General features: G+C 41.7%; 5 protein-coding genes. All 5 read left to right on the top strand.

What is annotated here, in order from left to right:
- Nucleotides 1-184: 184 nt before the first annotated feature.
- On the top strand, nt 185-973 hold the full coding sequence (locus tag AAEY57_RS18480; protein WP_350608492.1) for a BPSS1780 family membrane protein: 789 nt from the start codon (nt 185-187) through the stop codon (nt 971-973).
- Nucleotides 973-1,425: a regulatory protein RecX gene (locus tag AAEY57_RS18475; protein ID WP_350608491.1), complete on the top strand. Its 453-nt coding sequence runs from the start codon at nt 973-975 to the stop codon at nt 1,423-1,425. Before AAEY57_RS18480 ends, AAEY57_RS18475 begins: the two co-directional genes overlap by 1 nt.
- A gap of 19 nt (nt 1,426-1,444) precedes the next feature.
- A complete protein-coding gene (gene alaS / locus AAEY57_RS18470) occupies nt 1,445-4,045 on the top strand; it encodes an alanine--tRNA ligase (RefSeq protein WP_350608490.1) in 2,601 nt (866 codons plus the stop codon).
- Between the two features lie 6 nt (nt 4,046-4,051).
- The gene (locus AAEY57_RS18465) at nt 4,052-5,269 is read left to right on the top strand and encodes an aspartate kinase (RefSeq protein ID WP_350608489.1); all 1,218 of its coding nucleotides are present in this window, start codon (nt 4,052-4,054) and stop codon (nt 5,267-5,269) included.
- Between the two features lie 90 nt (nt 5,270-5,359).
- Nucleotides 5,360-5,551, top strand: coding sequence for a carbon storage regulator CsrA (gene csrA / locus AAEY57_RS18460; protein WP_004587515.1), 192 nt, complete (start codon nt 5,360-5,362; stop codon nt 5,549-5,551).
- Nucleotides 5,552-5,695: the final 144 nt, after the last annotated feature.

The raw sequence follows: 5,695 nt of genomic DNA, 5'->3' as shown, positions 1-5,695 counted from the left end.
GGTTTTTACTTAGCCCACTAGGTTACAAACCTCGCGCCGCGATTAAATCGCCCCTAGTTTGAACAAATTTTAATCCGTAAAGGGCAACAGACCCTAATATTAACGGCATTTATCGCCGCCACCTCTGTAATACCAACCAACGCCGAGTTATACTCGGCGTGTTTTGTTTTAATTAAGAGCAAGTATGTCTACACAATTACGAATTTTTAAAGCGGATGCGGCATTAAAATGGTTTAAAGCGGGTTGGCTAATTTTTAAAACTCAGCCATTAACCTTTATCTTTATGCACTTGTTTATTGGCATTGTTGGCTTGTTGTCTTTATTTTTGCCGTTATTACAAATAGTCGCAGCATTGGCTACACCATTTTTAACCGCTGGTTTTTATCAAGCCGTGCTTACCAAGCAGCAAGGCGGAAAAATTATGTTAGCCGACATTTTGAAGCCCTTTTCAGCAAAAGGAAATCGGTTAGGCTTATTTCGCTTAGCGCTTTATCAAATGGGTGCCGGTATTTTAATTGCGCTGCTCGCCAATGGGTTATTTGCCGATGCGATGGCGGTTATGACGCAGCCTGACTTAGATCCTAATACAGCAATTAGCCAAATGCTTGAGAGTATTTCTTTTGCCAATGTGGCACTGTTTTTAATTGCGCTGTCGATATACTTTACTTCGTTTGCCTATGCGGTACCGCTGGTTTACTTTAATAAAGAACAACGTATTTTAAATGCCTTAAAAAGTTCGTTTATGGTGTTTTATTATAATATTTTACCATTGAGTGTTTATGGTATTATTTGCGCATTATTAATGGTGTTGTCGATGTTCTTATCGCTACTACCGCTGTTGATTTTAATGCCAATTTGCTACATTAGTTTCTTTGTTTCTTATCAGGCTATTTTTATGCCCGTTGTGCCACCAAGTGATGACAGTAACATTAAGCCTTTAAGTAACGAGCAAAGCGGGCGCTTTGACGCTTAATGGATGATACGTTAAAACAAAAGTTAAAAAACTATGTGCTTTGGTTGCTTGGTCGGCAAGAGCATTCGCGCCGTGAGTTAACCCAAAAGTTACAGCAAAGAGAAGCAACCGACGAGTTCATAGAAAACCTGCTTGATTGGTGTGAAAAGCACAATTTTATTAACGAGCAGCGTTACTGTGAAGGGTTTGTCAGAAAGCACATATTTAAATGCCATGGCTTAAAGCGAATTCAAAGTGAGGCCATGAGTAAAGGGATTGATAGAGCACTGCTTGAAACAGTGGTTGAAGAGCTGGAAATAGATTGGTTTGAGCTCGCGCAGGAAGCGTACAACAAAAAATATTCAACGACACCGGCAAACCTCGAGTACAAAGAAAAAGCTAAGCGCGTGCGCTACTTAATGTATCGAGGATTTAGCTATGATCAAATAAATTTTGCAATGCAAGCACAGTAAATACAGGTGAGACTTTCACATGCAGCACATGACTACCGCACAAATTAGGCAACAGTTTTTAGACTTTTTTGCCAGCAAGCAACACCAAGTTGTTCCTTCTAGTTCGCTTATACCGGGTAACGATGCCACGTTGTTATTTAATAATGCCGGTATGGTGCAATTTAAAGATGTATTTTTAGGCGCTGAAAGCCGCCCTTACACACGCGCAACCAGTTCGCAGCGTTGTGTGCGTGCTGGTGGTAAACATAACGATTTAGAAAACGTAGGTTACACAGCACGTCATCATACCTTTTTTGAAATGCTAGGTAATTTCAGCTTTGGTGATTACTTTAAGCAAGATGCAATTAAATTTGCGTGGGAGTTTTTAACTGAGGTTGTAAAACTACCAAAAGAAAAGCTGTTAGTAACTATTTACCATGATGACGAAGAAGCCTTTGGCTACTGGGCTAACGATATAGGCTTACCTGAAGATCGTATTATTCGCATTGCAACGAGCGATAACTTTTGGTCTATGGGTGATACGGGTCCTTGTGGTCCATGTTCTGAAATATTTTATGATCACGGCGAGCATATTTGGGGCGGTCCTCCGGGCACACCTGAAGAAGATGGTGACCGTTTCATTGAAATTTGGAACTTAGTATTTATGCAATACAACCGTCAAAGCGACGGGACTATGGAGCCACTTCCTAAGCAATCTGTTGATACAGGTATGGGCCTTGAGCGTATTTCAGCTATTTTACAAGGTGTGCATTCAAACTACGAAATCGACTTATTCCAAGGCTTAATTGCTGCCGCTGCAAGCGTTACCAATGCACAAGATATGGATGATAAATCACTTCGCGTAGTAGCCGATCATATTCGTTCGTGTGCATTTTTAATTTCAGATGGGGTTATGCCATCAAATGAAGGCCGTGGTTATGTATTGCGTCGTATTATTCGTCGTGCTGTACGTCACGGTAATAAGTTAGGTGCTAAAGGCGCGTTTTTCTATAAATTGGTTGCTGCACTTATTGAGCAAATGGGTCAAGCGTACCCAGAGCTTGCTAAGCAACAAGAAATTATTGAAAAAGTACTGCGTATTGAAGAAGAGCAGTTTGGTAAAACGCTTGAGCGTGGTTTAGCTATTTTAGAAGAAAGCTTGAGTGATTTAACCGGGGATGTGATCCCAGGTGACTTAGTATTTAAACTTTACGATACCTATGGTTTCCCTGCCGATTTAACAGCCGATGTAGCGCGTGAGCGCCAAATGACCATTGACCATCAAGGTTTTGAAGCATGCATGGCAGTGCAACGTAAAACAGCACAACAAGCGGGTAAGTTTGGGGCTGATTACAATGACCAATTAAAATCAGACAAGCACACTGACTTTAAAGGCTACGATAGCACTCATTACAGTGGCACAGTGGTAGAAATTTTTGCCGGTGGCGAAGCTGTATCATTACTTGAAGATGGTCAACAAGGTATTATTGTTTTAGACCGTACTCCGTTTTACGCTGAATCAGGCGGTCAAATTGGTGATAGCGGAACAATCACAGTAGCCGGCGGTGAGTTTGTGGTGACTAATACCACTAAACTGGGTAATGCTTTTGCTCATCATGGAACAGTTCAAGGGCGTATTGGCGTTAACGATAAAGTGGATGCAACTATTGACGATGCGCGCCGTGAAAGCATTAAGAAAAATCACACAGCTACGCATATTTTACATGAAGCATTACGTCAGCTTTTAGGTGAGCACGTATCGCAAAAAGGCTCACTTGTGCAGCCAGATCGTCTGCGTTTTGACTTCTCACATTTTGAAGCAGTGACCAAACAAGAACTGCGCGAAATTGAACGTGTAGTAAATGACGAAATTCGTCGTAACTTTGCACTTAATACTGAGCTAATGGCAATTGATGATGCTAAAGCAAAAGGTGCTATGGCATTGTTTGGCGAAAAGTACGATGACGAAGTACGTGTAGTAACCATAGGTGATTACTCAATTGAGCTTTGTGGTGGTACACACGTAGAGCGTGCAGGTGATATTGGTTTATTCAAAATTGTATCTGAAAGCGGTATTGCTGCCGGTGTTCGTCGTATTGAAGCGGTAACGGGTGCAGAAGCAATCGCGTATGTTAATGAACAAGAACAGCAATTAGCAGATGTTGCAGCGCTTGTAAAAGGTGACAGTGCGTCAGTACTTGAAAAAGTAACTGCATTACTTGAAAAGTCGAAAGGGCTTGAAAAACAAGTTGCCCAACTTAACGATAAACTAGCCAGTGCGGCAGGTGCATCGTTACTTGATTCAGTGGTTGAAATTAACGGGGTTAAACTGTTAGTGGCCAATGTTGAGGGCACAGAATCAAAAGCGCTTCGCGGTATGGTTGATGACCTTAAAAATAAAATTGGCTCAGGTGTTATTGCCTTAGGTGTTGCCAGCGGCGACAAAGTAAGCTTAATTGCGGGTGTAACTAAAGACTTAACTGGCAAAGTAAAAGCGGGTGAGTTAGTTAATCACATGGCAGGCCAAGTAGGTGGTAAAGGCGGCGGTCGTCCAGATATGGCGCAAGCGGGTGGTTCTGAGCCACAAAATTTAACAGCAGCACTTGATAGCGTAACAGCTTGGTTAACTGAGCGTACTTAAGCTTAAGTGGCACTTATAGTTCAAAAATTTGGCGGCACTTCGGTAGGCTCAATAGAGCGTATTGAAGCGGTCGCCGACCTTGTTGTTAAAACTAAGCAACAAGGCCACCAAGTGGTCGTGGTGCTTTCGGCAATGTCGGGAGAAACCAATCGCTTAATTAATCTTGCCAAACAAATCGACTCTCGCCCGAGTAGCCGAGAACTCGATGTATTACTGAGTACCGGTGAACAAGTCTCTATTGCTTTATTAGCGATGGCCATTATTAAACGCGGCCATTCAGCGGTAAGCTTACTAGCCGATCAAGTGAATATATTAACCGATAACATGTTCGGTAAAGCCCGCGTAGAAGAAGTTGCGGCAACGCGTTTAAAACATGAACTTGAACATAACCGTATTGCTATTATTGCCGGCTTTCAGGGGCGCGATATTGAGGGCAACGTGACCACGCTTGGCCGTGGTGGCACCGATACCTCAGCGGTTGAAATTGCTGGTGCAATAAAAGCGGATGAATGTCAGATCTATACCGATGTTGATGGCGTATATACTACAGACCCGCGTGTGGAACCTAACGCACGACGTTTAAGTCATGTCACCTTTGCTGAAATGCTTGAGCTGGCAAGTTTAGGCGCTAAAGTGTTACATATTCGCTCTGTAGAATCTGCTGGTAAACACAATGTCCCTCTGCGGGTGTTATCTAGCTTTAAACCCGATGAAGGCACGTTAATTAGTTTTGAGGAGAGCGACGTGACAAGCAATGTCGTATCGGGTATTGCATTTAATCGAGACGAGTGTTTGATTAAGGTACATGGAATGCCGCAAGGCACCAAACATCTTGCAAAAGTTTTGAAACTTTTTGCTGATAATGGCATCGAAATAGATATGATTAATCAAATTAATCATAAAGTTGAAAAAGTCGACTATGCTTTTACTGTGCATTTAAATGATTACTTAAACGCATTTGATTTGTTAACGGCTGAGCAACAGCAATTTGACGCACAGGCAATTGACGGATTGACCAATGTGGCGAAAGTGTCAGCGGTGGGTATGGGGATGAAATCTCATTCCGGGGTAGCGAGTTTATTTTTTGATTCGTTAGCACAAGAAAACATTGATGTGATGTTTGTTGCCACCTCAGAGATCAAAATTTCAGTTTTAATAGATGAAAAATACCTAGAGCTGGCTGTTCGTGCATTACATAAGACATTTTTAACAGAAAATGAATAGATTGAGAGTTTTTACTTACTTTTTAGTCTAATTTTAATTAAAATGTTTGTGCGGAATCTTATAATTTTATTGGAACATGGGAGCAAGAGAATGCTAATACTAACTCGTAGAGTAGGCGAGACCCTTATGATTGGTGACGAAGTAACCGTTACTGTTCTAGGTGTTAAAGGAAATCAAGTTCGTATCGGTGTTAACGCACCTAAAGACGTATCAGTTCATCGTGAAGAAATTTACATGCGCATACAAGCTGAAAAGTCTAACCCTAATCCGGGCAATGCTTAATCAACATAGTATAAAATGTGCTAGTTAATATAACTATGACATTTGTAAAAGCCACTCATTGAGTGGCTTTTTTGTTTTCAGCCCCTAAACCACCTACTTCAGTAGGTGGTTATCATCAAATGGCTTTGCCTGTAAAAAGTACTC

The organism is Pseudoalteromonas sp. MER144-MNA-CIBAN-0113 (genome assembly GCF_040308965.1).
GTDB lineage: Bacteria > Pseudomonadota > Gammaproteobacteria > Enterobacterales > Alteromonadaceae > Pseudoalteromonas > Pseudoalteromonas tetraodonis.
This window is presented reverse-complemented; position numbering and strand designations above follow the sequence as displayed.

Bases quoted from the DNA above. Each gene is read 5' to 3' on its own strand.
- csrA (WP_004587515.1), top strand. From the start codon at position 5,360: ATGCTAATACTAACTCGTAGAGTAGGCGAGACCCTTATGATTGGTGAC.
- alaS (WP_350608490.1), top strand. From the start codon at position 1,445: ATGCAGCACATGACTACCGCACAAATTAGGCAACAGTTTTTAGACTTT.
- AAEY57_RS18475 (WP_350608491.1), top strand. From the start codon at position 973: ATGGATGATACGTTAAAACAAAAGTTAAAAAACTATGTGCTTTGGTTG.
- AAEY57_RS18480 (WP_350608492.1), top strand. From the start codon at position 185: ATGTCTACACAATTACGAATTTTTAAAGCGGATGCGGCATTAAAATGG.